This is a genomic window from Kribbella jejuensis, assembly GCF_006715085.1.
GTDB classification, from domain to species: Bacteria; Actinomycetota; Actinomycetes; order Propionibacteriales; family Kribbellaceae; genus Kribbella; species Kribbella jejuensis.
Map to the genome: position 1 here is coordinate 1,402,928 of NZ_VFMM01000001.1, position 26,083 is coordinate 1,429,010.

At 68.2% G+C, this 26,083-nt stretch carries 27 protein-coding genes; 16 read left to right on the forward strand and 11 right to left on the reverse strand.

What is annotated here, in order from left to right; all coding sequences use genetic code 11:
* Positions 1-66: 66 nt before the first annotated feature.
* The 4 genes from FB475_RS06770 to FB475_RS06785 all read right to left on the reverse strand — a co-directional run bounded on the left by FB475_RS06770 (position 67) and on the right by FB475_RS06785 (position 3,364).
* Entirely contained in the window at positions 67-906 is an 840-nt protein-coding gene (locus tag FB475_RS06770) for an alpha/beta hydrolase (protein WP_141853548.1), read from the reverse strand.
* A 77-nt stretch (positions 907-983) separates the two neighbouring features.
* On the reverse strand, positions 984-1,853 hold the full coding sequence (locus FB475_RS06775; RefSeq protein ID WP_141853550.1) for a RecB family exonuclease: 870 nt from the start codon (positions 1,851-1,853) through the stop codon (positions 984-986).
* Positions 1,854-1,868: 15 nt separating this feature from the next.
* Positions 1,869-2,486 carry a MarC family protein gene (locus FB475_RS06780; protein ID WP_141853552.1) on the reverse strand — a complete coding sequence of 206 codons (618 nt, stop codon included), beginning with the start codon at positions 2,484-2,486 and terminating at the stop codon, positions 1,869-1,871.
* Positions 2,483-3,364 carry a PHP domain-containing protein gene (locus tag FB475_RS06785; RefSeq protein ID WP_141853554.1) on the reverse strand — a complete coding sequence of 294 codons (882 nt, stop codon included), beginning with the start codon at positions 3,362-3,364 and terminating at the stop codon, positions 2,483-2,485. Before FB475_RS06785 ends, FB475_RS06780 begins: the two co-directional genes overlap by 4 nt.
* A gap of 101 nt (positions 3,365-3,465) precedes the next feature.
* Here FB475_RS06785 and FB475_RS06790 point away from each other — a divergent pair, with 101 nt between their 5' ends.
* A complete protein-coding gene (locus FB475_RS06790; protein WP_141853556.1) occupies positions 3,466-3,864 on the forward strand; it encodes an NUDIX domain-containing protein in 399 nt (132 codons plus the stop codon).
* Between the two features lie 39 nt (positions 3,865-3,903).
* Entirely contained in the window at positions 3,904-4,665 is a 762-nt protein-coding gene (locus FB475_RS06795) for a GNAT family N-acetyltransferase (RefSeq protein WP_141853558.1), read from the forward strand.
* Here the strand turns inward: FB475_RS06795 and FB475_RS06800 are convergent.
* On the reverse strand, positions 4,629-5,036 hold the full coding sequence (locus FB475_RS06800) for a DUF4267 domain-containing protein (protein ID WP_141853560.1): 408 nt from the start codon (positions 5,034-5,036) through the stop codon (positions 4,629-4,631). The genes FB475_RS06795 and FB475_RS06800 overlap by 37 nt on opposite strands.
* A 90-nt stretch (positions 5,037-5,126) precedes the next feature.
* On the opposite strand from FB475_RS06800, the gene FB475_RS06805 reads away from it, so the two are divergent.
* Complete coding sequence (locus FB475_RS06805) at positions 5,127-5,681, forward strand: TetR/AcrR family transcriptional regulator (RefSeq protein ID WP_141853562.1); 555 nt, start codon at positions 5,127-5,129, stop codon at positions 5,679-5,681.
* Between the two features lie 3 nt (positions 5,682-5,684).
* Here the strand turns inward: FB475_RS06805 and FB475_RS06810 are convergent, their stop codons facing one another.
* Positions 5,685-6,260 (reverse strand): histidine phosphatase family protein, encoded by a 576-nt coding sequence (locus FB475_RS06810; protein ID WP_141853563.1) that lies wholly within the window; start codon positions 6,258-6,260, stop codon positions 5,685-5,687.
* A gap of 103 nt (positions 6,261-6,363) precedes the next feature.
* On the opposite strand from FB475_RS06810, the gene FB475_RS06815 reads away from it, so the two are divergent.
* The 6 genes from FB475_RS06815 to FB475_RS06840 are packed head-to-tail and all read left to right on the forward strand — an operon-like array spanning position 6,364 to position 13,812.
* Complete coding sequence (locus FB475_RS06815) at positions 6,364-7,380, forward strand: LacI family DNA-binding transcriptional regulator (RefSeq protein WP_141853565.1); 1,017 nt, start codon at positions 6,364-6,366, stop codon at positions 7,378-7,380.
* A gap of 19 nt (positions 7,381-7,399) precedes the next feature.
* A complete protein-coding gene (locus FB475_RS06820; RefSeq protein WP_141853567.1) occupies positions 7,400-8,695 on the forward strand; it encodes a sugar ABC transporter substrate-binding protein in 1,296 nt (431 codons plus the stop codon).
* Positions 8,695-9,636, forward strand: coding sequence for a carbohydrate ABC transporter permease (locus FB475_RS06825; RefSeq protein ID WP_238331999.1), 942 nt, complete (start codon positions 8,695-8,697; stop codon positions 9,634-9,636). The genes FB475_RS06820 and FB475_RS06825 overlap by 1 nt, the downstream gene beginning before the upstream one ends.
* Entirely contained in the window at positions 9,636-10,448 is an 813-nt protein-coding gene (locus FB475_RS06830; protein WP_141853569.1) for a carbohydrate ABC transporter permease, read from the forward strand. The genes FB475_RS06825 and FB475_RS06830 overlap by 1 nt, the downstream gene beginning before the upstream one ends.
* A 10-nt stretch (positions 10,449-10,458) precedes the next feature.
* Positions 10,459-12,015, forward strand: a complete 1,557-nt coding sequence (locus tag FB475_RS06835; RefSeq protein WP_141853571.1) for a glucoamylase family protein — start codon at positions 10,459-10,461, stop codon at positions 12,013-12,015.
* Positions 12,016-13,812: a GH39 family glycosyl hydrolase gene (locus tag FB475_RS06840; protein ID WP_141853573.1), complete on the forward strand. Its 1,797-nt coding sequence runs from the start codon at positions 12,016-12,018 to the stop codon at positions 13,810-13,812.
* Here FB475_RS06840 and FB475_RS06845 read toward each other — a convergent pair.
* Complete coding sequence (locus tag FB475_RS06845; RefSeq protein WP_141853575.1) at positions 13,799-14,476, reverse strand: FadR/GntR family transcriptional regulator; 678 nt, start codon at positions 14,474-14,476, stop codon at positions 13,799-13,801. The genes FB475_RS06840 and FB475_RS06845 overlap by 14 nt on opposite strands.
* 181 nt (positions 14,477-14,657) lie before the next feature.
* Here FB475_RS06845 and FB475_RS06850 point away from each other — a divergent pair, with 181 nt between their 5' ends.
* The 4 genes from FB475_RS06850 to FB475_RS06865 are packed head-to-tail and all read left to right on the forward strand — an operon-like array spanning position 14,658 to position 19,022.
* Complete coding sequence (locus tag FB475_RS06850; protein ID WP_141853577.1) at positions 14,658-15,929, forward strand: ABC transporter substrate-binding protein; 1,272 nt, start codon at positions 14,658-14,660, stop codon at positions 15,927-15,929.
* Positions 15,929-16,861 carry a carbohydrate ABC transporter permease gene (locus tag FB475_RS06855; RefSeq protein WP_141853579.1) on the forward strand — a complete coding sequence of 311 codons (933 nt, stop codon included), beginning with the start codon at positions 15,929-15,931 and terminating at the stop codon, positions 16,859-16,861. The genes FB475_RS06850 and FB475_RS06855 overlap by 1 nt, the downstream gene beginning before the upstream one ends.
* The gene (locus FB475_RS06860; protein WP_141853581.1) at positions 16,851-17,699 is read left to right on the forward strand and encodes a carbohydrate ABC transporter permease; all 849 of its coding nucleotides are present in this window, start codon (positions 16,851-16,853) and stop codon (positions 17,697-17,699) included. Before FB475_RS06855 ends, FB475_RS06860 begins: the two co-directional genes overlap by 11 nt.
* A 21-nt stretch (positions 17,700-17,720) precedes the next feature.
* Positions 17,721-19,022: an alpha-L-fucosidase gene (locus FB475_RS06865; protein WP_141853583.1), complete on the forward strand. Its 1,302-nt coding sequence runs from the start codon at positions 17,721-17,723 to the stop codon at positions 19,020-19,022.
* A 4-nt stretch (positions 19,023-19,026) separates the two neighbouring features.
* Here the strand turns inward: FB475_RS06865 and FB475_RS06870 are convergent, their stop codons facing one another.
* Positions 19,027-19,530, reverse strand: coding sequence for a MaoC family dehydratase (locus FB475_RS06870; RefSeq protein WP_141853584.1), 504 nt, complete (start codon positions 19,528-19,530; stop codon positions 19,027-19,029).
* Between the two features lie 103 nt (positions 19,531-19,633).
* Complete coding sequence (locus FB475_RS06875; RefSeq protein ID WP_141853586.1) at positions 19,634-20,164, reverse strand: YflT domain-containing protein; 531 nt, start codon at positions 20,162-20,164, stop codon at positions 19,634-19,636.
* Between the two features lie 76 nt (positions 20,165-20,240).
* On the opposite strand from FB475_RS06875, the gene FB475_RS06880 reads away from it, so the two are divergent.
* Together FB475_RS06880 and FB475_RS06885 are read left to right on the forward strand one after the other, a co-directional pair.
* Positions 20,241-21,347 carry a magnesium and cobalt transport protein CorA gene (locus FB475_RS06880; RefSeq protein WP_238332001.1) on the forward strand — a complete coding sequence of 369 codons (1,107 nt, stop codon included), beginning with the start codon at positions 20,241-20,243 and terminating at the stop codon, positions 21,345-21,347.
* 157 nt (positions 21,348-21,504) lie between these two features.
* Positions 21,505-22,503 carry an ArsR/SmtB family transcription factor gene (locus tag FB475_RS06885; RefSeq protein ID WP_141853588.1) on the forward strand — a complete coding sequence of 333 codons (999 nt, stop codon included), beginning with the start codon at positions 21,505-21,507 and terminating at the stop codon, positions 22,501-22,503.
* 85 nt (positions 22,504-22,588) lie between these two features.
* Here the strand turns inward: FB475_RS06885 and FB475_RS06890 are convergent, their stop codons facing one another.
* Both FB475_RS06890 and FB475_RS06895 read right to left on the reverse strand, forming a co-directional pair.
* Positions 22,589-23,779 carry an acyl-CoA dehydrogenase family protein gene (locus FB475_RS06890; protein WP_141853590.1) on the reverse strand — a complete coding sequence of 397 codons (1,191 nt, stop codon included), beginning with the start codon at positions 23,777-23,779 and terminating at the stop codon, positions 22,589-22,591.
* Positions 23,780-23,871: 92 nt separating this feature from the next.
* Positions 23,872-25,311: a serine/threonine-protein kinase gene (locus tag FB475_RS06895; protein WP_141853592.1), complete on the reverse strand. Its 1,440-nt coding sequence runs from the start codon at positions 25,309-25,311 to the stop codon at positions 23,872-23,874.
* A gap of 120 nt (positions 25,312-25,431) precedes the next feature.
* Here FB475_RS06895 and FB475_RS06900 point away from each other — a divergent pair, with 120 nt between their 5' ends.
* The gene (locus FB475_RS06900) at positions 25,432-26,082 is read left to right on the forward strand and encodes a peptidylprolyl isomerase (RefSeq protein ID WP_141853594.1); all 651 of its coding nucleotides are present in this window, start codon (positions 25,432-25,434) and stop codon (positions 26,080-26,082) included.
* Position 26,083: the final 1 nt, after the last annotated feature.

A 26,083-nucleotide genomic window follows, 5' to 3' on the forward strand; every position in this document is an offset into this window, starting at 1 on the left:
AACACGAATAACCGGTCCGGGCGCGGGACCCCTCAGACCCACGCCCGGACCGGTGCCGGGGGAAAGCTACACCGTGTCGGTCTTGAGCAGGTGCGCGAGGTGGGTGGCGAACGGCGCCGGGTGCCGGGAGTATCCGCTGTGCCCGCCGGGGAACATCACCACCGGCCAGCCGAGGTGGTCGGCGATCACGTCGATCGGCCGGCCGGGCAGATGGGCGCACGACTCCATCCCGGCCGCCGGTACCACTCGGTCCGCGAGACGTCTCAACGTCGGCAGGTCCGGGACGTACCGGGTGAACGGGAGCAGCTTGTGCTCGTAGAAGTTGGCCGCGTTCGCCTGCATCCGCTCCGCGAGCTCACGGTACTCGGGCAGCAGATCCTCCAGCGGCGGCATCGCGTCGCTGTCCATCCCGGTGCCCATCATGTAGACCACGTCGGCCGCGGTCAGCCCGTCCTCGCGGTACGTGCTGTAGACCTCCTCGAAGAACGCCCGCGCGTCGGCGGCGTCCGCGAGTACCTCGGTGCACGGCGGCTCGTGCGCGACCAGCATCCGAACCCGGTCCGGATGCCGGGTGATCAGCTCGAGCCCGGTGATCGCGCCCGAGCCGCTGCCGAAGACGTACGCCGGTTCGTCCGCGCCGACCGCGTCGATCACCGCGAGCGCGTCCGCGGCCGACTGCTCGACGGACTCGTCGGCCGGGTCGCCGTCGTACCCGCTGCGGGAGTTGCCGCGCGGGTCGTACGTGACGACCGTGTACTCCGCGGCGAGCTGCCCGACGATCCCGGAGTACACGCCCGCATCGGTCCCACCACTGGCAATCAGCAGCAACACCGGCCCGTCCCCGGCGACCTCGTAGTGCAACGTCGCCCCTGGCACCACCAGCTTGTTGACAGTCTTCGCACCCATTCCTCCGAACCCCTTTCGTCCACCCTCAGGGTTCACCTGCCCGCTGGCACGCCACGCACACGGCGCTGGCACGCCTGTCAGCCGACGTCCTCCAGTGGGATCGTCGCCGGCTCGTCGAGGCCGGCCCACGGGTCGCGCGGTGGTGCTTCGCGGCGGCCCTGGGGGCAGATCTTCGCGAAGTCGCACCAGCCGCACAGCGGGGACGGCTCGGGTGGGAAGGCGGCGTCGGCTTCGGCGGGGGTCAGGCCGGCGGCCCAGCGAGCTTCGGCGGCGGCTGCATCGTCCGCCATCGACTCGGCGCGCTTCTGGTGCCGGGCGAGGGACGCCTCGTCGTGGTCCGCGGCGGCGACCGTGTTGGTCGGCAGGTGGTGCAGCTCGACGCGGGTGCACGGTTTGTGCAGGACGCGACGGGCGCCGAGAACGTACAGGGCCATTGCCAGCGAGGACCGCGCGTCGGTCGAGGTCAGCGGGCGGCGACCGGTCTTGTAGTCGACGATCGCGAGCTCCGTACCACCGCTGCCGTCGCGCGCCGGGCGTTCGTCGATCCGGTCCACGCGGCCGCGCAACGAGGCCCGCTCCGTGGTGAAGGCGACGGTGCGCTCGACTCCGCGCGGTTCGTAGTACGGATCGGAGTCGCGCAGGTACCCGAGGACCATCTCGGTCGAGCGGTCCCGCCAGTCGAGCGACTGCCGCTCGTCGCGGAACCCTTCGCTGCGCCAGCTCGAGCGCATCTTCGCGACCACCTCGTCCGGCGTACGGCGGGACGCCGGCCAGCGGCCGAAGAAGTCCGCGAGCACCTCGTGCACGATCGCGCCGACCGTGTTGTGCGCCCACGGCGGGCCTTTCGGCGGGCGCGGTGTCTCGAGGTAGGTGTAGCGGTACTTCCGCTTGCAGTCGGCGAACGTCAGCAGCTTCGTCGGCGTCGCGACGAACAACCGGGTCGGCATCCCAGGCAGCATCGGTCAGCCCGCCCGGATGAAGTCGCGGACCGCCCCCGCGACCAGTTGGACGGCGATCGCGCTCAGCAGCAGACCGGCGATCCGGGTGATCAGGAGTACGCCGTTCTCGCCGAGGATCCGCATGATGACGCTGGAGAACCGCAGCGTCAGCCACATCACCAGGTGGATCGCGACGATCCCGGCCGAGATCGCGACCACGTCGGGCAACGAGCCGTTCGCGCGCTGCACGAACACCATCGTCGCGACGATCGCACCCGGTCCGGCGAGCAGCGGCGTACCGAGCGGGACGAAGGCGATGTTCACGTTCTTGGTCTGCACCGGGTCCTCGGCGGTGTCGGTCAGCAACTGTAGCGCGATCAGCAGCAGCAACAGACCGCCCGCGCACTGCAGCGCGGGCAGTGTGATGCCGAGGTGCTTCAGGATCTGTTGCCCGAACGCGGCGAACACCACGATCACGCCGAACGCGACCAGCACCGCCTGCCAGGCCGCCTTCTTCCGGACGGCGCGGGACTGCCCGGCGGTCAGCGAGATGAACAGCGGGACGGTGCCCGGCGGGTCCATGATCACGAACAAGGTGACGAAGACCGAGCTGAACAGACCCGCGTTGATGACGCTGTTCACGGGAGGTAGGCCTCGGGCACTGCGGCGTTGGAGGCGGCGGCATTCGTCTTGGCGACCTCGAGCAACCGCTCGAGCTGGTCGGGCTCGGTGGAGTTCACGCCCAGGTCGTGGTCGATCTTGCCGAGGCCGTGGTGGTCGCTGGAACCGGTGTAGATGATGCCGAGGTTCCGCGCGATCGCCCGCAGCGCCTCCCGGGACTCCGGCGAGTGGTCCTGGTGGTCGACCTCGATCCCCGCCAGTCCGTGCTCGTCGACCAGCCGGCCGATGGTCTCCTCGGTCATCACCTTGTAGCTCGACCGGCCCCACGGGTGCGCGATCACCGGTACGCCGCCGGCCTCCCGGACCAGGTCGATCGCGCGTCCCGGCTCGATCGCGTAGTGCGAGACGTGACCGGCGCGGCCGTCGGCGAGGTACTTGTCGAAGGCCTCGCTCCGGTTCGCGACCGTGCCGTTGGCGACCAGGGCGTCGGCGACGTGCGGGCGGCCGACCGACGGCGTCCCGGTGGCCTGGGCGAGCACCTCGTCGACGGTCAGCGGTACGCCGATGCCGTTCAGCCGGGCGACGATCGCCGGGATCCGGTCGGTACGGCCCTCGCGGACGATCCGCAGCTCGTCGGCGAGCGGCGCGTACGACGGGTCGGGCAGGTAGCCGAGCAGGTGGACGCTGATCCCGTTGAGCTTGCAGGAGATCTCGAGCCCCGGTACGAACCCGATGCCGAGCTCCTCCGCGGCCTGCCGGCCCTCCACCCAGCCGTCGGCGGTGTCGTGGTCGGTGAGCGCGATCACGTCCAGCCCCGCCTCGTGCGCATGCCTGATCAGAATGGCCACCGGGTCGGTGCCGTCCGAACGGTTCGAGTGGGTGTGCAGGTCGATGCGCACGCGGTCCGCGTCCTTTCGCCGGTCCTCTGTCACCGCTGATGCTATCCGGGTTCACCCTTCCGGCCTGGTAGTTGTGCACAGGGGCCCTATCCTCAGGGTGCATGGAGCGCGTCGACTGTGTGGGTGCCTTGGTGTACGACGAGCAGCACCGGCTTCTCGTCGTACGGCGGGCGAACGAGCCGGGCCGTGGTCTGTGGGCGATCCCGGGCGGCCGGGTCGAACCCGGTGAGGACGATCCGACGGCGGTCGCCCGCGAGGTCGCGGAGGAGACCGGGTTGACCGTCGTGGTCGGCGGGCTGGTCGGTGAGGTGGAGCGGCCAGGGCCGCAGGGCCAGCTGTACGTGATCCGCGACTACGAGGCGACGGCCGTCGGCGGCACGCTGACACCGGGTGACGACGCGTCCGACGCACGGTTCGTCACACGCTCGGAGATCGCGGCGCTACCGACGACGACGCTGCTGATTTCCACGCTGGAGCAGTGGAACGCCCTACCTGGTTAACAGCTCGCGCCTACTTCGGCTGGCCGCCAGACTGGGTCGATGGATGTCGTGCGGGCGATTGAGGAGAACGCGGCTGAACTGCTGATGGCGATGGGTGAAGCGGGTGGCGGTTCGCAGCGGGTGGACGGGCGGGCGGCGTGGACGATCGGTGGATCACCCATCGACTACCACAACGCCGTCGTCCGGGCGTCCGACACCGGAGTCGTCGCGGAATCCCTTGCGGAGTTGAAGAAACACGACGTACCCGGCACCTGGCACGTCGGTCCCTCGACGCAGATCGACCGTACGGCGCTGACCGCGGCCGGTTTCGTTGCAGCCGGATCCGAGCCCGGAATGGCGGTGCGGATCACCGAACTGACGGCGCCCCGCGACGTACCGGGTCTCGAGATCACGCGGATCACCGACGACGACGGCGTGGCGACCTGGGAGGAGACGCTCGCGCAGGGGTTCGGTGAGGGCGAGCGCGAGGCGCGGTGGGTCGCGTCGACATACCGCAGGCTCGGCTACGGCGACCCGTGGCGGCACTATCTCGGCTGGCTGGACGGTACGCCGGTGGGTACGGCGACCGTGTTCCTCGGCGCGGGCGTCGCCGGGCTGTACTTCGTGATGACCGTCCCGGCGATGCGCCGGCGTGGCATCGGGGCGGCGATCACGTACGGCGTACTACGGGAGGCCGGGCCGGAGTACGGCGTACTGGGATCGTCTGCGGCCGGGCGCCCGGTGTACGAGGCGCTCGGGTTCCGCGAGTACTGCACGATCGACCTCTACGAGTGGACGGGCTGGAGCACCTCGGCCGGCTGACGCTCGCGGAGCAGCAGGGCGGCGTCGAACAGCATCACGAGCGCCGTCAGACCGTGCACGCCGAGCGCGGTCGCGGCCGGGCCGCCGTGGCTGAAGACGGTGATCATGTCGATGATCGGGACCAGGGTGGTGATCGCCATCAGGATGCCGGTCGCGCGGCGCTGCCGGAGCGCGAACAGCGTGAGCAGGTTCAACCCGATCACGATGTCGCGGATCCCCTTCACCGCGAAGTACCCGGAGGCGAGACCGGTGGGCCACTCGGCGATCCCGAAACTCGGCGCGATGGTGTGCCCGGCGAACAGGAACTGCGAACCGAACGTGAGCGGGAAGATGCCGAGCAGCACGGTCAGGACGGTGGTGAAACGACGCATCGGAAGACTCCTTGAACTAGCAGCGCTAACTTTCCTAGCGATGCTAACCCTGTCGACGCTAGATTGTCTAGCGGTGCTAGTATCCGGAGTATGCCGACCCAGTCACGCCGGGAACGGGCCCGCGAGGAGCGCCGTGACCTGATCCTGCGCACCGCCCGCGAGCTCGCCGAATCCGACGGCTGGGACGCCGTCACCACCCGTCGGCTGGCGGACGCCGTCGACTACAGCCAGCCCGTCCTCTACGGCCACTTCAAGAACATGAACGCGATCGCCGACGCGATCGCCGTGCAGGGCATCGTGGAGCTCACCGACGTACTGCGCGCAGCGCGCGAGACCGGCGGCCTGCACGCGCTGGCGCAGGCATACCTCGACTACGCCGCCGAGCACCCGGCCGTCTACGAGGCGATGTTCGTCCGCCCGACCGAGTTGGAGTTCGGCAGCACGGAAAGCCCGGCCGCACTGAAGGCCGCGTTCGACGAGTTCCTGGCAGCGGTCGAACCACACGCCGGCGCCGACGTCGAAACCCTCGCCGAAGTCCTCTGGAGCGCCCTGCACGGCCAAGCCACCCTCAACCGAACCAACCGCCTCCGCCCTAACCAGCGACGGGCGCGGGCGGCGCTGCTGGTTGACCTGCTGACCCGCTGAGGGTCAGCTGTTCCACTGGAGGATGGCGGGGGAGCCTCGTTCCCAGCCGAGGGTGGAGATCGTGGCGGTGTTGAGGACGAAGTGGCGGCCTTCGGTGACGGCCAGTTCCAGCCAGCGGGCCGTGAGGGCGCGGAGTGCATGGGAGTGGCCGAAGACGAGGACGTCGCCGGGGACCGCGGCCAGGCGGGCGTTGACGCGGTCCAGGCGGGCGGCGACCTGTTCCGGCGTTTCGCCGTGCGGCACCGGGTTGTCCCAGACGGTCCAGCCGGGGACGGTCTTGCGGATCTCCGCGGTGGTGATGCCCTCGTAGTCGCCGTAGTTCCACTCGACCAGGTCGTCGTCGACCTCGGCGTCCGGGAAGCCGGCCAGTTCTGCGGTACGACGTGCGCGCTGCCGCGGTGAGGTGAGCACCAGGTCGAACGACTCCCCCGCCAGCCGCTCCTTCAAACTCGCGGCGACGCGCTCACCCTCGGGCGTCAGCGGAAGGTCGGTGACCGACGTGTGCCGGCCCGACTTGCTCCACTCGGTTTCCCCGTGCCGGACTAGGAACACCCGGTCCTCTCGCTCCTGTGTGGTCACCCCCGCATCCTCTCAGACCGGTCCCGAGGTCTTGACCGTTTGGACGAACCAGGGCAGGGTACTCAAACTGTAAGCGCTTCCACTTTTCGTCAGGAGTGAGCCAGTGCCTTCCGGACCCACCGGCCGGCCGGCGACGATCTACGACGTCGCGGCCCGCGCGAAGCTGTCGATCGCGACGGTTTCGCGTGTCCTGCAAGGGACCGGGCCGGTGTCGGCGAAGGCGCGGGCCCGGGTGGACCAGGCGGCGCAGGAGCTCAACTACGTACCGTTGCGGGCCGCGCGGAGTCTCGCCGTACAACGGCACGAGGCGCACGGTCTGGTGCTGCCTGATCTCGCCGGCCCGTTCTACGGGGACCTGTTGATGGGGTACGAGCGCTGGGCCGGCGAGCACGGGCAGAGCGTGGTGATCACCGTGACGCACGGCAACCCGGATCCGCGCCGGACCGTGATGGACCTGGCCGGGCGGGTCGACGGGATCGTTGTCCACGGCAACGCTCTGGAACTGCCGACGGTGCAGGGGTTACGGAAGGCCGGCGTACCGGTGGTGCTGATCGCGCATCCGCCGGTCACCGGGTGTGATTCGGTCCGCAGCGAGAGCGCGGGCAGCGCCGAGCAGCTCACGACCAGGTTGCTCGATCACGGTCGGCAGCACCTGCAGTTCGTTGGTGATCCCGCCAGTTCGTACGACGTCTCCGAGCGGTACGCCGGATTCGCCAAGGCGCACGAGCTCCGTGGGCTGCAGGCGCCGAAGCCGGTGCGCGTGCCGCTGACCGAGGAGGCAGGGCGGACAGTCGCAGAAAAGGTGCTGAAGGCAAGCAACCGGCCGGATGGACTGGTGTGCGCGAACGATGAGCTCGCGTTGGCTGCGCTCACCACGTTCACGGCGAACGGGGTGCGGGTGCCTGAGCAGATTGTCGTGACGGGATGGGACGACGTGATGGCGGCGCGGTACGTGTCGCCGGGGTTGACGACTGTACGGCAGCCGATGGCGGAGCTGGGGCGCACGGCTGCGGAGCGCCTGCACGAACGGGTCACGGGGGCTCGTACTCGCGCGCGCAACGACGTACTGGCAACACAACTGGTGCTGCGGGACAGCTGTGGCACCGACCGGGGGAGGTAACCGAGTGAGGAGACAGCACATGTTCACCCACAGCATCCGCCGCCGGCTGGTGATCGGCAGCGCTGCACTGACCGCGGCGGCGCTCGCGCTCGGCGGCTGCGGCCGTTCGAACGACACCAAGGAATCCGGGTCACAGGCCACGACAACCGTCAGCCAGGGACCCGCGACGGGGAACCTGACCGTCTGGGCGATGGGCACCGAGGGCGAGAACCTGCCCAAGCTGATGGAACAGTTCAAGCAGGCCAACCCGGGCGTGAACGTGACCGTCACCCCGATCCCGTGGGACGCGGCGCACAACAAGTTCACCACCGCGATCACCGCGAACACGCTGCCGGACGCGGCGATGGTCGGCACCACCTGGATGGGCGAGTTCGCCGACCTCGGTGCGCTCGACCCGACACCGCAGGGGTTCGACAACTCCGGGTTCTACCCGGGTGCGCTGGACACCACGAAGGTCGGCGGAACGCAGTACGGCGTGCCCTGGTACGTCGAGACGCGGCTGGTGTTCTACCGCAAGGATCTCGCCGCGAAGGCCGGGTTCAGCACGCCGCCGACCGACTGGGACGGGCTGAAGGCGATGGCCAAGGCGATGAAGGACAAGGCCGGCGCGAAGTACGGGATCAACCTGCAGCCCGGTGGTGACGGGTCCTGGCAGACGGTGATGCCGTTCGCGTGGTCGGCCGGTGCGAACATCACCGACGACAGCCAGAAGCAGTTCACCTTCGATACGCCGGAGATGCAGGAAGGGCTGAAGTACTACCAGTCCTTCTTCACCGAGAAGCTGGCCGGCACCGACCTGCCGCCGAACCAGACCGAGGCGCAGTTCGTGAACGGGCAGGTGCCGATGTTCATCTCCGGTCCGTGGATGGCGGGCTCGGTGGCGAAGGTCGGTGGGGACGCCATCAAGCCGAACATCGGGGTGTTTCAGATCCCGAAGAACAAGACGTCGACGTCGTTCGTCGGCGGGTCGGACTTCGTGGTGTTCAAGGCGTCGAAGAACAAGGACAGCGCGTGGAAGCTGGTCAAGTGGCTGTCCGATCCGAAGACGCAGGCGGCGTGGTTCAAGCTGTCGTCGGACCTGCCGGCCGTGAAGAGCGCGTGGCAGGACCCGAGTATCGCGTCGGATCCGTTGCTGCCGGTCTTCGGCAAGCAGCTGGAGGACGCGAAGGCGCCGCCGGCGATCGTGAACTGGGAACAGGTCGCGAAGGCGTTCGACACCGAGGTCGAGAAGATGGCCAAGTCCGGCCAGTCCCCCGCCGACACCGCCAAGGCCATACAAACCAAGGCCAGCCAGATTGGCACCGGCGGTAGCTGATGACGGTCGTCACCGAGTCGGAGACCCGGGCGGTACGGCGGTCCGCACCACCCGGGCGTCCACGCCGGAAGGTCAGCCGTGAAGCTGTCGCGGCCTGGACGCTTGCGCTGCCGTTCGTCGTGTTGTTTCTCGCCTTCACGGCAGGCCCGGTGCTGGGGTCGTTGGGGATGTCGTTCACGGATATCAAGCAGCGGGATCTGCGGACGCCGTTCTCGGTGAACGGGGTCGGGTTCGGCAACTACGTGAAGGCGCTCGGCGACGAGACGTTCCGGAAGGCGGCGTTCAACACCGCGTACTTCGTGGTGATCGGGGTGCCGTTGACGCTGGTCGTCGCGTTGGCGGCGGCCGTCCTGCTCGACCGGGGCGTGAAGCGGTTCCAGGCGTTGTTCAAGGTCGGGTACTACCTCCCGGTGGTGACCTCGATCGTCGCGATCGCCGTCATCTGGCGGTTCGTCCTCTCCCCGGACAACGGCCTGCTGAACACCGTTCTCGGCTGGGTCGGCATCGACGGCCCGAACTGGCTGGCGTCCAAGACCTGGGCGATGCCGTCACTGATCGCGATGGCGGTCTGGCGGAACTTCGGCTCCGCGATGATCATCTTCCTGGCCGGTCTGCAGGGGATCCCGGACTCGGTCGAGGAGGCCGGCCAGATCGACGGTGCGGGCTCCTGGCAACGGTTCCGGTACCTGATCCTGCCGCTGCTGCGACCGACCGTGCTGTTCACCAGCGTCACCACCGGCATCGGCTACCTGCAGTTCTTCGAGGAACCGTTCGTGATGACCCAGGGCGGCCCGCTGGACAGCACGATCTCGGTGTCGATGGCGACCTACGACCAGTTCGGCTTCGGCAACTACGGTCTCGCGACATCGATGGCGTACATCCTGTTCGTCGTCATCGCGGTGATCACGTTCATCCAGTTCCGGCTGCTGAGGGAGAAGTGATGCGCCGTACCTGGTGGATCTATCTGATCGGGGTGCTCGGACTGATCGCGGTCGCGGCGCCGTTCCTGTGGATGGTGCTCGGCAGCTTCAAGACCCAGGGCGAACTGCTCCGGGTCCCGCCGACCTGGTGGCCGCAGGACGCCACCACCCAGAACTACGGTGACCTGTTCAGCAAGGCGAACTTCCCGCGGTACTTCGTCAACTCGACGGTGGTCGCGCTCGCTGTCACGGCCGGCAACCTGGTGTTCTGCTCGATGATCGGTTACGCCCTGGCGAAGCTGCGGTTCAAGGGCCGCAACGCCCTGTTCGTCGTGGTGATGGCGACGCTGATGATCCCCGGCATGGTCACGTTCGTGCCGCTGTTCGTGCTCGTCACCAACGCCGGCCTGGCGAACTCGTACCCGGGCCTGATCCTGCCGTTCCTGGTCTCGCCGTTCGGCGTGTTCCTGATGCGGCAGTTCTTCCTCGGACTACCGGACGACCTTATCGACGCCGGTCGCGTCGACGGGACGAGCGAGCTCGGGATATTCGCGCGGATCATGCTGCCGCTCACCAAGCCGGCGCTGGCCACGCTCGGCATCCTCACCTTCCTCGGTTCCTGGAACAACTTCCTGTGGCCGCTGGTGATCGCCCAGACCGAGGACAAGTACACCCTGCCCGTCGCCCTCGCCCTGTACTCGACCGGCCAGAACGCGCAGAACTACGGCCTGCTGATGGCCGGCGCGGTCGTGGTCGTCGTACCGGTGCTGGTCATGTTCCTGGTGTTCCAGCGGCATGTGACCAAGGGCATTGCCATTACCGGACTCAAATAGGAGACATCTGATGACCGCCAACATCAGTCGACGTACCTTGCTTGCTTCAACCGGAGCGATCGGACTTGCGGGGGTCGCAGCACCCGCCTTCGGAGGAACGACCAACCGCCGTTGGGTGCCCAGCCGCGCTGAGCGGGCGTTGGTCGGGCGGTGGGCCCGGGACACCTGGCGAAGCATCGTCGCGATGACGGACGAGAACACCGGGCTGCCCGCCGACAACATCGGGGAGTCCGTGACGAACCCGGTGCGCAGCAATTACACCTCCCCCACCAACATCGGTGGGTACCTGTGGAGCACGGTGGTGGCCCGACACCTCGGGATCATTTCCCCGCAGGAGTCGCTGCGGCGGATCACGCAGACGTTGACGACGATGCGGGACGCCGTACATCACGTCCCCAGCGGCATGTACTTCAACTGGTACGACGAAGCGACCGGTGAGGTGCGCTACGTCGACCCGGACGGCACCCGCCCGATCACGCCGTTCGTGTCCAGTGTCGACAACGCGTGGTTCGCCTGCGCGCTGATGGTCGTCCGGAGCGCCGAGCCCCGCGCCCGGGCACTCGCCGACCTGCTGCTGAACCGGATGAACTTCAAGTTCTACTACAACCCCGCGGCCCGCCCCGGCGGCCTGATGCGCGGCGGGTTCTTCGAGACCCCACCGCCCGACGAGGAGACCGACAAGGGCAACCACGCCGGCGTCGGCCCGGACGTGTACTACCGCAAGTTCCACTACGACACCTGCAACACCGAGGCCCGGATCGCCGGGTACATCGGGTTCGCGCTCAACCAGGTCCCGCACACGCAGTACTTCGCGACGTACCGCACCTTCCCCGACACCTGCGACTGGTCGTGGGTCGAGCAGAAGCCGAAGGGCGTCCACCGCACGTACCTCGGCCTGGACGTCTTCGAGGGCACCTATGAGTACCGCGGGATGCGGCTGGTGCCGTCCTGGGGCGGCGACATGTTCGAGTCGCTGATGCCGGACCTGTTCGTCCCCGAGGCGACGTGGGCGCCACGCAGCTGGGGCATCAACCACCCGCTGACGGTCCGCGCGCACATCGAGCACGGGCTGGACGACGCGAAGTACGGCTACTGGGGTTTCTCCCCCGCCTCGAACCCCAAGGGCGGGTACTCCGTGTACGGCGTCGACGCGATCGGCATGGACCCGTCCGGGTACCCGTCGGACCTGGAGGCGACGAACTACGACGCGGGCTTCGAGGGCTGCCGCGAAGGCACGAACCCGAACCCGACGTACGGCGACGGCGTGGTCACCCCGCACGCGGCGTTCCTCGCGATGGCGTACGCACCGGCGCAGGCGATCGAGAACCTGAGCAAGATCGAGACCAACCTGCACGCGTACGGCGCCGGCGGCTTCTACGACTCCGTCGCGGTCAGGTCCGGGCTGATCGCCAAGCGCTATCTGTCGCTCGACCAGGCGATGGTGATGGGTGCCATCGGCAACGTGTTCGGCAACGACCTGATCCGGCGCAGCTTCGCCGGCCGGACGGTAGAGCAACGGATCCGGCCGTTGATCGCGATGGAACAGTTCGAATCGGGAGTTCTGTAGATGCCGGAACACGCCAAGACGGATTGGGACCAGCGGATCGCGCTCCGCTCCGACGAACGGCGCGAGTTCGCGTTCCCGGACCTGGATCCGCCGAAGGAGGTCTCGGCGGCAGGCGGCGTCGGCCACGTGACGATCGACTGGTCGCCGGTCGACGGCGCGGCCGGGTACCTGATCCTCCGGGGAGCCGGCGAGCACGGTCCGCTGGAACCGGTCGACCACCACAGCGGCGACGTCCTCTCGGTACCGTCGCCGCCGTACGTCGACACGACGGGCACCCCTGGCACGCCGTACCGTTACGCGGTCGTGAGCGTGCCCGAGGTGACCGCCGTCAACGGCCGCCCGAGCCACACCGTCGGCGCCGTCCCGTTGGTTGCCGGCAGCATCGCTCCGACCGTCACGGTGACTGTCGACGTGGTTGCCGAGGGCACTGAACTGCCGAGGCCGTGGGTGCCGATGGTCGGCAGCGAGCGGCTCAGCCAGCTGCTCAGCACGGAGCGCACCGGCGGTCACGAGATCGGCGTCGAGCTCGGGGCCGCGCTCCGCCGGATGCACGACGAGCTCCGGGTCCGTACGGTCCGCGCGCACGCGATCTTTCACGACGACACGCACGTGATCGATGGCGACACCTACGATTTCACCACCGTCGACAAGATCTACGACAAGCTGCTCGGGATCGGGCTCCGGCCGGTCGTCGAACTCGGGTTCATGCCGCGCGAGCTGGCGAGCGACCCGAGCAGGACGGTCTTCGCGTACGGCGCGATCATCTCGCCGCCGGCGTCGTACGACCGCTGGTACGACCTGGTCCGCGCACTCGTCCACCACCTGGTCGACCGGTACGGGCTGGACGAGGTGCTGACCTGGGACTTCGAGGTCTGGAACGAGCCGAATCTCGAGGTCTTCTGGTCCGGCACGAAGGCCGAGTACCTGCACCTGTACGACGTGTCCGCCGCCGCCGTGAAGTCGGTGGACCCGCGCCTGCAGATCGGCGGCCCGTCGTCGGCCGCGGCCGGCTGGGTCGACGACCTCCTGGACCATACCAAACGGTATGGTACGCCGGTCGACTTCGTCTCCACGCACACGTACGGGTCGCCGCCGCTCGACGTGCGGGCGTCGTTGGAGCGGCACGGGTACGGTGACGCGCGGATCCTCTGGACCGAGTGGGGTGTCACGCCGACGCACTTCAACCCAATCAACGACTCGGTCTTCTCCGGAGTCTTCCTGCTGCGCGGGATGCGGTCCGCGGCCGGCCGCATCGACGCACTGTCCTACTGGGTTGCCTCCGACCACTTCGAGGAGCTCGGCCGCCCGCCGCGTTTCCTGCACGGTGGCTTCGGCCTGCAAACCGTCGGCGGGCTGGCGAAACCGCGGTACCACGCACTGACGTTGCTCAGCCGGCTCGGCCCGGTCGAGCTGCCGGTGACGTACGGCGGTGACGGCGGCGGGAGCCTCGTCGAGGCGTGGGCGTCCCGCGATCGCGACCGGATCGCCGTCCTGCTGTGGAACCTGACGCTCGATCAGACCAAGGCGGACGGCGACCCCGGCCTGTCCAGGAGGGTCCAGGTCCAGCTGCCCGGCGTGGACCCGTCCTGGCAGGTCACCGCGACCACGCTCGCGATCGGTACCGGCGATCTCGCCACTGCGGCCGCGGGTCTCGGCGACTGGCCGACCGACGCGGAACTGGCAGACCTCGCCGAACGGAGCCGGATGGCAACCACAGCACTGGAGCTGTACGACGGCGCCGTCGAGGTGAACCTCCCGATGCCGTCGGCGGTACTGCTGGAGATCACGCCCCGGTAGCCTCCTGGATCCACCGCTCGACACCGACGATGTGGACGGTGGCCCATGACCGGGCCACCTCCGGCTCGCGCCCTTCGATGGCCGCCAGGATCGCGCGGTGTTCCGCCAACGTACGGGCCACCGCGTCGGTCTGGGTCAGCCCACGCCAGATCCGCGCCCGGTACGTCGGCTGCCGCAACGAATCGATGATCGACGCCAAGGCGCGGTTCCCGCTGCCGACCGCGATCAGCCGATGGAACTCGACGTCCCCGGCGAGCAGCTCCGCGACCGACGGATCCGGCCCGAGGTCGTCGAGCAGTTTGCGCACCGCGGCGACGTCCTCGTCGGGCATCCGCAGCGCCGCCCGCGCAGCGGCGGCCGGCTCCAGAATCCGCCGTACCTCGAAGAACTCCAGCACCGACGCGTCCTGGTGCAGGTCCAGGACGAAGCCCATCGTCTCCATCAGCAGCGCCGGGTCCAGGCTGGTCACGTAGGTGCCGTCGCCCTGCCGGACCTCCAGGACCCGGATCAGCGCCAGCGCCTTGACCGCCTCGCGCAGCGAGTTGCGGGACAGCCCGAGCCGCGCGGCCAGGTCGGCCTCGCGCGGCAGCCGGTCGCCGGGGCCGAGTTCGCCGGTCACGATCATCTGCTTGATCGAGTCGATCGCCGCGTCGGTAACCGCCATCCGATCTCCCTTCGCGCCTCCGGAAACCTCCGATGTCTCTGGACCATACATCGGAGCTCTAGGGACAGCGCTAGGGCATGCAGAGTTCATTTTCCTCCTGAAATAAGCCACCGAGCTGTTGACGCCGAGAAGGATTCCAACATATTGATCGGATGTCTAATAGCTCTCCTTGGAGGTCAGGATGAGAGGTACACCAGCGCGGGCACGCCGCTGGCTCACGGCGGCCGGTGCGGTGCTGGCCCTGACCGCCGTGGCCGCGTGCGGCGGCGGGAACGGCGGCAGCAGCGGCGGGTCCGGATCGGCCGACAAGGCCGACCTGACCTGGGCGTTCTGGGTTGCTGGCAGCGACGACCAGGCCGCCTGGCAGAAGGTCGCCGACCAGGCCCACACCGATCACGCCGGGATCACCGTCAAGCTCCAAGGGGCGCCCTGGGACAGTTACTGGTCGAAGATCGGGACCACGCTGGCCGGCGGCAAGGCACCGTGCATCATCGGTATGCAGAGTCTGCGGATGGCGTCCTACGCCGGCGCGATGCTTCCGCTGGACGACCTGATGAAGAAGTACGGCATGAAGGCGGAGGACTTCGACAAGCCGATCATGGACGGCCTCAAGGCGGACGGGAAGCAGATCGCGATCCCGTACGACTCCGGCCCGATGGTCATCTTCTACAACAAGGACATGTTCAAGGCGGCCGGCGTACCGGACCCGAAGCCGGGCTGGACGATGGACGAGTTCAAGGCCGCCGCGAAGAAGCTGACGGCCGCCGGCAAGACCGGCCTGGTGACGACCCCCGGCGACCTCGGCACGATGTCCTGGATCCGCACGATGACCGGTGCCGAGCCGCTGTCCGACGGCAAGCTCAACTTCACCGACCCGAAGTTCGAGCAGGGCTTCTCGCAGTACGCCGACTTCGTCAAGACCGACAAGATCGCCCCGCAGGTGCCGGGCGGCAACCCCGACTTCGAGACCCAGCAGTTCACCGGCGGCAAGGCGGCGATGCAGCTGAACGGCCCGTGGTCGCTGATCGACACCAAGGGCAAGGTCAAGTTCGACCTCGGGATCGCACCGATCCCGGCCGGCCCGGACGGTTCCAAGACCTACACCGCCGGCTCGGGCTTCGGCATCGCCCGGTCCTGCAAGACGCCCGACGCGGCCTTCCAGGCGATCATGTCGATGACGAGTGAGAAGCCGCTGACGGTGCTGGCCCAGGCGGGCCGCGCGTACCCGTCCCGCACCGTGGCGCACCCTGCCTGGTTCACCGCCGCGGGGATCGACGGCGCGAAGGAGACCATCGACTACGCCTCCGAGCACTCGATCCCGCTGGTCACCTCGAAGAACTGGGTCCAGGTCGCCGACCTGCTCAACCGGTTCGGGACGCAGGCGCTGAACGGTGAGATCCCGCCCGACCAGGCGCTGAAGACCATCCAGGACCAGGCAGGCGCTGGGTCCTGATGGTCACCCTGAACGAGACCGTCGCCCCGGCCGAGGAGACTCGGCCGGGGCGGCGGCCAGCGCTCCGGCGGGACGGCCGGTACGCGTCGGTCTTCCTGGCCCCGAGCCTCGGCGGGCTGGCGTTGTTCACCTTGTTCCCGACCGCGATGGCGCTCGGCATCAGCCTCTTCGACTGGCCGGTGTTCGGGAGCCGCTCGTTCCTCGGGTTCGGGAACTACTCGCACCTGCTGCACGACCCGGTGTTCCGCCGGGTGGTGCTCAACACGGTGCTGTTCGTGGTGCTGTACGTCCCGCTGAACGTCGTCGTCTCGCTCGGGCTCGCGGTCTGGCTCGGCCCGCAGATCAAGGGCCGGCAGGTGTTCCGGGTGCTGTTCTTCATCCCGGTGATGACGCCGATGGTCGCGAACGTGATGGTCTGGCGGCTGTTGTTCCAGCCGGGCGGGCTGATCGACGGTGGCCTGCAGAGCTGGTTCGGTATCGACGCACCGAACTTCCTCGGCTCCTCGAACTGGGCGATGCCGGCGATCGTCGCGATGTCGATCTGGCAGGGGTTCGGGTACAACTTCCTGGTCTTCTCGGCCGCGATCGACCAGGTGCCGCAGTCCCAGCTGGAGTCCGCGCAGATCGACGGCGCCGGGCCGCTGCAGCGGTTCCGCTACATCACCTGGCCGATGATCACGCCGTCGATGTTCTTCGCCACCACGATGACGCTGATCACCTCGTTCCAGGTGTTCGCGCAGCCGTTCATCCTGACCCAGGGCGGTCCGGGCGTGGCCACCCAGACCATCGTCATGTACGTCTACAACCAGGGCTGGCAGTTCCTCACGATGGGGCTGGCGTCGGCCGCCGGATGGGTGCTGTTCGTGATCATCATGGGCATCACCGCGATCCAGTTCTTCGGGCAGAAGCGGTGGGTGAACTATGACGTCTGAGACCAACAGCGCCGCCCGCAAGGTCCGCAGCGGCGTCTCGCACACCCTCCTGGTCGTCGTCGCGATCGTCTTCCTCGGCCCCTTGGTGTACGCCGTTTCGACGTCGCTGAAGCCTGCCGACGAGGTGTTCACCCCGACACCGCACCTGTTCGGCTCCGAGATCCGCTGGCGGAACTATGCGGACGCGTTCACGTTCGCGCCGTTCGATCGCTACTTCCTGAACAGCCTGTTCGTCGCGGTGGCCGGCACGCTGGTGGTGGTGGTCGCCTCGAGCATGTCGGCGTACGCCTTCGCGCGATTGAAATTCAGGGGCCGTGAGCAACTGTTCGTGCTGTTCCTCGGTACGCTGATGGTGCCGCAGGAGGTGCTGATCGTGCCGATGTACTGGCTGATGCAGTCGCTCGGCTGGGTGGACAGCTACTGGGCGCTGATCCTGCCGTGGGCGTTCACGGCGTTCGGGACGTTCCTGCTGCGGCAGTTCTTCCTGACCGTCCCGGCCGAACTCGAGGAGGCGGCCCGGGTGGACGGCTGCGGTCCGTTCGGGTCGTTCCTGCGGATCATGCTGCCGCTGGCGCGGCCGGCCATCGCCGTCCTGACCGTCTTCACCTTCATCAGTTTCTGGGGCAGTTTCCTGTGGCCGCTGATCATCATCAACAGCGTCGAGGACAAGGGCACGGTCCCGCTGGGCCTGGCGCAGTTCGTCGGCCAGCAGGGCACCCAGTGGAACCTGATGATGGCCGCGTCGGTGCTGGCGATGGTGCCCACCGTGCTGCTTGTCGTCCTACTGCAGAAACACCTCGTCCGTGGTCTGCTCGTCACCGGCCTGGGCGGCCGCTAACAACCTTTGAGGAGATGTGAAATGACTGATGCGCCTCCTGCGGCTTCCGTGGAGAAGTTCCGCGACTGGCGGTTCGGCCTGTTCGTCCACTGGGGCCTGTACTCGCTGCCGGCCCGCCACGAGTGGGTGAAGAACTACGAACGGCTCACCGACGAGGACTACCAGCCGTACTTCGACCACTTCGAGCCCGACCTGTACGACCCTCGCAAGTGGGCTGCCGCCGCACGTCAGGCCGGCATGAAGTACGCCGTACTCACGACCAAGCACCACGAGGGCTTCTGCCTGTGGGACTCCGCGGTGTCCGACTACACCGTCGCGCACACCGCCTGGGGCGCGGGCAAGGACCTGGTCCGCCAGTTCGTCGACGCGTGCCGGGCCGAGGGGCTCGGCGTCGGGTTCTACCACTCGCTGATCGACTGGCACCACCCCGAGTTCCCGATCGACCTGGTGCACCCGCAGCGCGACGACGAGGAGGCGATCGCGAAGGCGGCCGGGCGGGACGTCCAGGTGTACGCCGACTACCTGCACGCGCAGACCCGCGAGCTGCTCACCAACTACGGGCCGATCGACATCATGTGGTTCGACTTCTCCTACCCGGGCCGCACCTACCCCGACGGGCGGGACGGCCACGGCAAGGGCCGCGACGACTGGCGCTCCGAGGAGCTGATGGCGATGGTCCGGGAGCTGCAGCCGGACATCCTGATCAACGACCGGCTGGACATTCCGGGCGACTTCGTGACGCCGGAGCAGTACCAGCCGGACGGTCCGATGCAGCGCGACGGCGTACCGGTCGTCTGGGAGGCGTGCCAGACGCTGAACGGCAGCTGGGGGTACGACCGGGACAACCTGGACTGGAAGTCGCCCGAGACGCTGGTCAAGATGCTCGTCGACTCGGTCTCCAAGGACGGCAACCTGCTGCTGAACGTCGGCCCGACCGGCCGCGGCGAGTTCGACCCGCGGGCGCTGGCGACGCTGGCGTCCATCGGCGAGTGGATGCGGCTGCACGAGCGGTCGATCCGCGGCGCACGGCCGGCCGAAGGGTACGTCGCTCCGGTCGACTGCCGGTTCACGCAGAAGGGCAACCGCCTCTACCTGCACCTGTTCTCCTGGCCGATGGGCCATATCCACCTACCGGGCCTGGCCGGCAAGGTCAAGTACGCGCAACTCCTCAACGACGCGTCCGAGATCAAGCGAATCGTCAGCGACCCGCACCAGCAGGCCCAGAACACCACGATGGGCGGAGTGTCCGCCGACACCCTCACCCTGAAACTCCCGATCCAGAAGCCGAACGTCCTGGTCCCGGTGATCGAGCTGTTCCTCTAGGAACTCAGGAGGCCGGGGTGGGGCGGCCGGGTTGCTCCCCGCCCCGCGCTTCCAGGTAGTTGTTCTTCGGCACCATGACCTTGCGTCGGAACAGGCAGACGACGGTGCCGTCCTGTTTGTAGCCCTTGGTCTCGACGTGGACCACGCCGCGGTCGTCCTTGGACTTGGACTCCCACTTGTCCAGGACGACCGTCTCGCCGTAGATGGTGTCGCCGTGGAAGGTCGGGGCGACGTGCCGCAGCGACTCGATCTCCAGGTTCGCGATCGCCTTGCCGCTCACGTCCGGGACCGACATACCGAGCAGGATCGAGTAGATGTAGTTGCCGACCACAACGTTCTTGCCGAACTGGGTGGTTTCCCCGGCGTAGTTCGCGTCCAGGTGCAGCGGATGGTGGTTCATCGTGAGCAGGCAGAACAGGTGGTCGTCGTACTCGGTCACCGTCTTGCCCGGCCAGTGCTTGTAGATCGCCCCGACCTCGAACTCTTCGTAACTGCGCCCGAACTGCATCCCGGTTCCTCCTCAGCTGCTGGAATGCCCATGCTGCCGGGTCCGGGCGCATCCGGACCGTGGTGTGGCTCTCACCGCGCCGCGCGTCGGCAGGAGAGATAGGTCACGGCCGGTCCTGCTGCGGGTGCGACTGCTGCGGCAGCACCGGGTGCACCTCACCCTTGAGCGCCAGCTTCGCGAGGTGGTTCCGCGCCTCTTCGGCGAACTTGAAGTCGCAGAGTACGTCGTACGTCGTCGCCACCACCGCGGTCCGCGAGGTGAAGTCCCGGCGGCCGGCGGACTGCGCGTAGCTGAGGCCGCCGAACACCATCCCGAAGAAGGCGCCGAGCACGACACCGGTCAGCAGCGCGGCCAGCATGTTGTTGGTGGTGAAGAGCCCGAGCAACAGCCCGACGAACAGACCGAACCACGCCCCGCTGGCCAGCCCCGCGGTCAGCGCACGGCCCCAGGTGAGCCGGCCGGTGATCTTCTCGACCTGGCGGAGGTTGTTGCCGACGATCGTCGTGTGCTGGACGGGGAACTTCTCGTCCGACAGGTAGTCGACAGCTCGCTGCGCCTCCCGGTAGGTGTCGTACGTCCCGATCGTCAGGCCGGTCGGCCTGGGGTCCATCGAGGGTATGCCCTGCGCGGTCATCGTCGTTCCTCTCCACGTGCTTCCACCCCCATCATTGCCGACGGCTGGTTACCGCGTCTTGATAGCCTCGCCGGTGATGGCCGGGCGACGATGGGACATGGGCGCGACACGCCGCGTGGGACGAGTCTTCGCCCGGCGTGGCGACGGTACCGGCCGTCCGTCGGACGAGGTCGTCACCACCAAGCTCGAGGGCGCCCTGGTCGACTGGGGGCTGTACCGGGACGGTGTCCGCGACAAGCGCGTCGATTCCTACACCGAGGCGCTCGACCGGGCCCGGCGCGGGCAGGGTTTCGTCTGGATCGGCCTGTTCCAGCCGAACGCGCACCAGCTCGCCATCATCGGAGCGGAGTTCGGGCTGCACCCGCTGGCCCTGGAGGACGCGTCCGAGGCGCACCAGCGCCCCAAGCTGGAGCGGTACGGCGAAACGCTCTTCGCCGTGTTCAAGACCGTCACCTACGTACCGCACCGCGACCTGACCGCCACCAGCGAAGTCGTGGCAACCGGTGAGGTCATGGTGTTCTGCGGGCCTGGCTTCGTGGTCACAGTGCGCCACGGTGAACACAGCGAGCTGACCGGGCTCCGCCAAGACCTCGAGCAGGAGCCGCATCGGCTCGCGACCGGACCGGGCGCCGTACTGCATGCCATCGCCGACCATGTCGTCGACCGGTACCTGGAGGTCGCGGACGCCGTACAGGCCGATATCGACCTGATCGAGACCGACATGTTCACGCCGCGCGGCTGGCGGAACATCGACCGGGTCTACCAGCTCAAGCGTGAGGTGCTCGAGCTCAAACGGGCGGTCGCACCGCTGACCGGCCCGATGCGGGCGCTGGCGACGCTTCGGCACCCGCTGATCACCGACGAGACCAGGAACTACTTCCGCGACGTCGACGACCACCTGCAGCGGGTGAAGGAGCAGGTGATCTCGTTCGACGAGCTGCTCAGCTCGATCCTGCAGGCCGGGCTGGCCCAGGTCCAGGTGGCCGAGAACGAGGACATGCGCCGGATCTCCGCCTGGGTCGCGATTCTCGCTGTGCCGACGATGATCGCCGGGATCTACGGGATGAACTTCGACTACATGCCGGAACTGCGGCTGAAGTACGCGTACTTCGTGGTGCTCGGCGTGATGGCCTGCGCGTGTTTCACCCTGTACCGCTTGTTCAAGCGGAACCACTGGCTCTGAGCTCAGCCGTTGAGGTGAGTTGGCAACCTTTTGCCATGGCCGGGACTACTCCGGGATTGGAATGTTCAAACGGTTGTCGCCCGCTCGGCTGCCTTGATTGAATTCCGGGGTCGCGTTCGGTCAGACAATGGCTACTTTATGTGACGGGAGGATCGCGGTGCTTCGCATTCATTTCACGCCGCGCGACCTGACCCGGGTCACGGTGGCCACCACCCCGGCACCGCTGTGGGAGGTGCTGCTCAGCCTGCACATGCTGCAGCTGGCCGAGGGCAAGCTGATCTTCGACGACTGGCGCCGGCACGTGCGGACCACGGTCGCCCCGGACCAGCTGCGCCTGCTGCTCGAGCTGACCCCGCCGAAGGGCTACTCCCCCGACTTCCTCACTCCCGCGGAGTCCGCACCGGACTTCGACACCGCGCTGGAGCAGACCCTGGCCACCCCGCGGCAGCAGCTGCACAGCCAGCTCGACCTGCTCGCGCAGTACCGCCCGGCCTCACCGTGGACCCGGGAGCTCGCCCAGGGCGGCCGTACGTCGATGGCAAAACTGGGACGGGCGATCCAGACCTACCACGAGGCCGCGATCGCGCCGTACTGGAAGTCGATCGGCACGCACGTGTCCGCCGACCACGCCCATCGTGGGGAGGCGCTGGCCCGGCACGGCGTGCACCGGCTGCTGTCGTCGCTGCACCCGCGGGTCCGGTGGGTCGCACCGGTCCTGCAGGTGCTGGACATGAACGACCGCGATCTGTATCTCGATGGCAGGGGAATCGAGTTGCAGCCTTCGGCGTTCTGCTGGCAGGTACCGACCAAGCTGCGGGACCCGGACCTGAAACCGATCCTGGTGTACCCGATCCAGCACGCGCCGGGGATCCTGCGGCAGGCGTCGGCGGAGCCCGTACCGTCCAGCGATCCGCTGGGGTCCTTGCTCGGATCGACCCGGGCCGCCGCGCTGGAGGCCACCGTCTCCGGCTGTACGACGACCGAGCTGGCCAGACGCTGCAACATCTCCCCGGCCGCCGCGAGCCACCAGGCGACGGTGCTGCGCGAGGCCGGGCTGATCACCACTCGCCGGTCCGGTGCGTCGGTCCGGCACGAGATCACCCAACTGGGCATCTGGCTGCTCTCCGGCCACGGCTCGAACCGAGCCCCCACGTAGCACCGACGTCACCCAACAGGCCCCTGCCCCACACTGCGCGCTGGGCCGACTGGCACCGCCCCGCCCGTCGACCCAGCGCGCCGGGTCAGAGCTTGTAGTCCTCCAGCAATCGGCGGCCGATGATCATCCGCTGGATGTCCGCGGTGCCTTCGCCGATCAGCAGCATCGGCGCCTCGCGGTACAGCCGCTCGATCTCGTAATCCTTGGAGAACCCGTACCCGCCGTGGATCCGGAACGAGTCCTCGACGACCTGCGCGCAGTACTCACTGGCCAGGTACTTCGCGACGCCGGCCTCGAAGTCGTTGCGGGAGCCGCTGTCCTTCTTCCTGGCCGCCTTCACCATCAGCTCGTGCGCCGCCTCGACCTTGACCGCCATGTCGGCCAGCCGGAACAGCACCGCCTGGTGGTCGGCGATCTTCTTGCCGAACGTCTCGCGCTGCTGGGCGTACGAGATGCCGAGCTCGAACGCCCGGCGGGCGACGCCGCAGCCGCGGGCGGCGACGTTCACCCGGCCGACCTCGACGCCGTCCATCATCTGGTAGAAACCCTTGCCCGGTACGCCGCCCAGGATCTGGCCCGCGTCGATCCGGTAGCCGTCGAACACCAGCTCGGTGGTGTCGACGCCCTTGTAGCCCATCTTCTCGATCTTGCCCGGTACGGTCAGGCCCTTGTCGACCTCGCCGAACCCGGGCTCCTTCTCGACCAGGAACGTGGTCATGTTCTTGTAGACCGAGTCCTGCTGCTCGTCGGTCTTCACGAGGACGGCGACCAGGTTCGCCGAGCCGCCGTTGGTCAGCCACATCTTCTGGCCGTTGATCACGTACCCGTCGCCGTCGCGGGTGGCCTTGGTCTTGATCGCGGAGACGTCTGAGCCGCAGCCCGGCTCGGACATCGAGAACGCGCCGCGGACCTCGCCGGTCGCCATCCGGGGAAGGTACTTCTGCTTCTGCTCGTCGGTGCCGTGCTGGAGCAGCATGTACGCGACGATGAAGTGCGTGTTGATGATGCCGGACACGCTCATCCAGCCGCGGGCGATCTCCTCCACGCACAGCGCGTAGGTGAGCAGCGATTCACCGAGACCGCCGTACTCCTCGGGGATCATCAGGCCGAACAGGCCGAGCTCCTTGAGGCCCTCGACGATCTCGGTCGGGTATTCGTCGCGGTGCTCGAGCTCGGTGGCGACCGGGATGATCTCCGCCTCGACGAAGGCGCGGACCGTCTTCAGGATCTCCTCCTGGACGTCGCTCAGCCCGTCGGTCTGCTGCAACCTGCTCATCCTGCGCCTCCCTTGGCCTGCGTACCAGTGAGTATCCTGGTACCAGAGTGACACTGGCTGTGACACCGACCACCTGTGGAAGGTCGCGTGGCTCACTCGTGGTGGTCGCCGGACGGTCGTGGCAACGTCTGGCCGAGGGCCACGAAGAGCGAGACGATCTGCTGCGTGGGCTGCCAGCGGTTGTGCTGCTGTGCCTCGAAGAGACGCTGCCTGGCCGTGTAGAAGTGCTGTGCGGCGGACTGCAGATCACCGTGATCGACGGCCTGCGCAGCCTGGTCCAACTGGTTCGCGGCGTCGCGTGGGGCCTTACTGTGGCTGTCCTGCTGCGTGGCGCGTACCTGCGCGGCGAGGGTTCGCAGGCGCTGCACGAGGATGGCCTGCGGGTTCTGCGTCTGCTTGGGCGACGGCTTCTTGGTCGGAGTCGTCTTGGTGGGGGTAGGCGTCGGCTTGGGTTTCGGTGTGGTCTTGGGAGCGGCCGTGGTCTTCTGCACCGGGACAGACGGCGTACCGCCTGCCTGTGCGGTCGGCGGGTCGTTCGACACGCCCGCCCGCAACAGCACCGCCGCCACCACGCCGACGACCACGACCGCGGCAACAGCTACGGCGGCCTTCGCCCGTGGGAACCCCGACGGTCGGTGGGAAGTGGTCTCCGGCTCGACGTCCTCCTCCCAGTGCCCGACACCGACCACGTCCGCCACCGCCGTTGGCGTGTAGGCCAGCACCTGCGTCTGGTTGGCCGGTGACAGCAGCGCGGTCACGTCCGCGGCCGAGGACGGCCGTGCGGCCGGGTCCTTCGCCAGCAGGTGCGTCACGAGCCCGGCCAGCTCAGCCGGTACGTCGGTCCGCGTGATCGGCGGAGGCGGTACGTCGAGGTGCTGCCGCATCACGACGTCGGCGGTCGGGCCGGTGAAGGGCGGCGTACCGGTCAGGAGCTCGTGCAGCACGCAGCCGAACGAGTACCAGTCGCTGGCGGGGGTCGCGGGCTCGCCACGGACCTGCTCCGGCGACACGTACGACGCCGTACCGAGCAGGACGCCCAGGCCGGTCGTCTCGTTGCCGGCCCGCTTCGCGATCCCGAAGTCGGTCATCTTGAGCGTGCCGTCCGGGGCCAGCAGCAGGTTCGCGGGCTTGATGTCGCGGTGCACGATCCCGGCCTCGTGGGCGGCGTCGAGCGCGCGGGCGCCCTGCGTGGCGATGGTCTCGACCATGCCCGGGGTCGGGAGTCCCGACGTACGCATGAGCTTGGCGAGGTCGGGGCCCGGGACGAGTTCCATCACCAGGAACACGTGGTCGCCCTCGGTGCCGACGTCGTACGTCGCGACCACGTTCGGATGGGTCAATCGAGCGGCTGATTGAGCCTCGGCCCGGAACCGCTCGACCGCGTCCATCGGGTCACCGTCGAGGCTGCGCAGCAGTTTCACCGCCACCTGACGGGCCAGGACCGTGTCCTCGGCCTGCCACACCTCACCCGCACCGCCCCTGCCCAACAGGGTCAGCAACCGGTACCGACCTGCCAGTACCTCGCCGTTCACACACAACACCCTTCCGCAGCGGACTGGCCCACCTTAGGCGGCGAACCCGCGGATGATCGAGTCCGCGGCGAAAGCTTGGGAAACCTCTGCACACAGCGATCGGAGTACTACGGTGGGTGGATGAAACTTCCCGCCCTGCTCGCGGCCGTGCTGGTCGCGACGACGCTGACCACGACCACCGCCTCCGCCACGCCGGCGCCGCATCCGCGGCCGGTGGTGAAGTGCGAGTTCACCCCGACCCCGGAGAACCCGGCCGCGAAGCCGGTCCGGATCCCGTCCGCGAACGCCCGGGCGAAGGGCACGGTGGACGTGTACTTCGTGACGAACTACGGGCCGTTCGTGGTGCGGATGGACCGGGCGAACGCGCCGTGCGGCGTGCACAACTTCGTGCATCTGGTGAAGTCGCGGTTCTACGACGCCACCCAGTGCTTCCGGCTGACGAACTCGGCCCGGCTGGGCGTCCTGCAGTGCGGCGACATCTACCGCCAGGAGGAGGGCGGACCGGGCTACAAGTTCCCCGACGAGGTCACCGGGAAGGAGACCTACCCACGCGGCACCGTTGCCTACGGCAACCAGGGTCCCGGGACGAACGGCTCGGAGTTCTTCGTCGTCCACTCGTTCGCCCACATCGCCCCGAACTACACCGTCCTCGGGCACGTGATCGCCGGCATGTCCACCTTCGACCGGATGGTCGCCGCCGGCATCGCCGACCCCGACCAGGACGGCCCGCCGGTACACCCGATCCGCATCCTCAAGGTCTGGGCCCGCTAGG

Bases quoted from the DNA above. Each gene is read 5' to 3' on its own strand.
- FB475_RS06770 (WP_141853548.1), bottom strand. From the start codon at position 906: ATGGGTGCGAAGACTGTCAACAAGCTGGTGGTGCCAGGGGCGACGTTG.
- FB475_RS06775 (WP_141853550.1), bottom strand. From the start codon at position 1,853: ATGCCGACCCGGTTGTTCGTCGCGACGCCGACGAAGCTGCTGACGTTC.
- FB475_RS06790 (WP_141853556.1), top strand. From the start codon at position 3,466: ATGGAGCGCGTCGACTGTGTGGGTGCCTTGGTGTACGACGAGCAGCAC.
- FB475_RS06795 (WP_141853558.1), top strand. From the start codon at position 3,904: ATGGATGTCGTGCGGGCGATTGAGGAGAACGCGGCTGAACTGCTGATG.
- FB475_RS06800 (WP_141853560.1), bottom strand. From the start codon at position 5,036: ATGCGTCGTTTCACCACCGTCCTGACCGTGCTGCTCGGCATCTTCCCG.
- FB475_RS06805 (WP_141853562.1), top strand. From the start codon at position 5,127: ATGCCGACCCAGTCACGCCGGGAACGGGCCCGCGAGGAGCGCCGTGAC.
- FB475_RS06820 (WP_141853567.1), top strand. From the start codon at position 7,400: ATGTTCACCCACAGCATCCGCCGCCGGCTGGTGATCGGCAGCGCTGCA.
- FB475_RS06825 (WP_238331999.1), top strand. From the start codon at position 8,695: ATGACGGTCGTCACCGAGTCGGAGACCCGGGCGGTACGGCGGTCCGCA.
- FB475_RS06830 (WP_141853569.1), top strand. From the start codon at position 9,636: ATGCGCCGTACCTGGTGGATCTATCTGATCGGGGTGCTCGGACTGATC.
- FB475_RS06835 (WP_141853571.1), top strand. From the start codon at position 10,459: ATGACCGCCAACATCAGTCGACGTACCTTGCTTGCTTCAACCGGAGCG.
- FB475_RS06840 (WP_141853573.1), top strand. From the start codon at position 12,016: ATGCCGGAACACGCCAAGACGGATTGGGACCAGCGGATCGCGCTCCGC.
- FB475_RS06845 (WP_141853575.1), bottom strand. From the start codon at position 14,476: ATGGCGGTTACCGACGCGGCGATCGACTCGATCAAGCAGATGATCGTG.
- FB475_RS06850 (WP_141853577.1), top strand. From the start codon at position 14,658: ATGAGAGGTACACCAGCGCGGGCACGCCGCTGGCTCACGGCGGCCGGT.
- FB475_RS06855 (WP_141853579.1), top strand. From the start codon at position 15,929: ATGGTCACCCTGAACGAGACCGTCGCCCCGGCCGAGGAGACTCGGCCG.
- FB475_RS06860 (WP_141853581.1), top strand. From the start codon at position 16,851: ATGACGTCTGAGACCAACAGCGCCGCCCGCAAGGTCCGCAGCGGCGTC.
- FB475_RS06865 (WP_141853583.1), top strand. From the start codon at position 17,721: ATGACTGATGCGCCTCCTGCGGCTTCCGTGGAGAAGTTCCGCGACTGG.
- FB475_RS06870 (WP_141853584.1), bottom strand. From the start codon at position 19,530: ATGCAGTTCGGGCGCAGTTACGAAGAGTTCGAGGTCGGGGCGATCTAC.
- FB475_RS06875 (WP_141853586.1), bottom strand. From the start codon at position 20,164: ATGACCGCGCAGGGCATACCCTCGATGGACCCCAGGCCGACCGGCCTG.
- FB475_RS06880 (WP_238332001.1), top strand. From the start codon at position 20,241: ATGGCCGGGCGACGATGGGACATGGGCGCGACACGCCGCGTGGGACGA.
- FB475_RS06890 (WP_141853590.1), bottom strand. From the start codon at position 23,779: ATGAGCAGGTTGCAGCAGACCGACGGGCTGAGCGACGTCCAGGAGGAG.
- FB475_RS06900 (WP_141853594.1), top strand. From the start codon at position 25,432: ATGAAACTTCCCGCCCTGCTCGCGGCCGTGCTGGTCGCGACGACGCTG.